The following is a 781-nucleotide window of genomic DNA, read 5'->3' on the forward strand; positions in this document are numbered from 1 at the left end:
GGTTGTTCTATTCAATGTATGATGAGTAAACCTTGGTTTCTATAGTGAAAAAATAGTTTGAAAGCTGCTTTGTGATACTCAAGTTCTTTGGAAAAACAAGTAGTTTTTCGGAATGATCTTCTAAGAAAAGTCCGAATGGAGTTATTGACTCCTTCAATATGTCTAGTAAAGGCTTTTCCAATTAAATGAACCTCAGAAGGAAACACTTTTTTAAACGATTTCCAATTATCAGTACAAATCCAGTCAATTTGTATTTTACGAAGTTTTTTATAAAGTTTTCTTGTCGTTGCTTCATCTCTACGTCCTATGACAAAAGCGAGTATTTCATTGGTTTCAGGAGCATAAGCATAAATAATCCATTTTTTGTTTTTCTTACTCCCGACATAAGTCCAAAACTCATCAATTTGTATTTTATCATAATGTGTTTTGCTAGGCTTTAACTCCAAGCCTTTCGTGTGGTTGAGTAACCACTTCAAAATAAATTGGAAACCTACGCCTAAAATAGCTTTACAATCACTCAATGAATTACCACGTAAAAGTAAATTTCGCAACTGAATACCTATGGTAGGATTAGCACCTTGGTAGATATATTCATGTTGAAATTGCTTGCCACAGCCACGGCAAAGGTAATTTTGATGACCAGTTTTTTTTAAACCATTTTTCACTATTTTTGAGCTATGACAGTGAGGACAGCTTATTTTTATCGTTATTTCGCACATTTCATAAAGATAACTCCCTCATTGTCAATTTCATAATCATCATACATTTCAAAGAACTACCA

At 32.9% G+C, this 781-nt stretch carries 1 protein-coding gene; it reads right to left on the reverse strand.

Annotated elements, in window-relative coordinates:
* Positions 1-11 precede the first annotated feature (11 nt).
* Complete coding sequence (locus Q0954_RS34170; protein WP_299466634.1) at positions 12-719, reverse strand: IS1 family transposase; 708 nt, start codon at positions 717-719, stop codon at positions 12-14.
* Positions 720-781: the final 62 nt, after the last annotated feature.

The organism is uncultured Microscilla sp. (assembly GCF_947493425.1).
GTDB lineage: Bacteria > Bacteroidota > Bacteroidia > Cytophagales > Microscillaceae > Microscilla.

Bases quoted from the DNA above. Each gene is read 5' to 3' on its own strand.
- Q0954_RS34170 (WP_299466634.1), bottom strand. From the start codon at position 719: ATGTGCGAAATAACGATAAAAATAAGCTGTCCTCACTGTCATAGCTCA.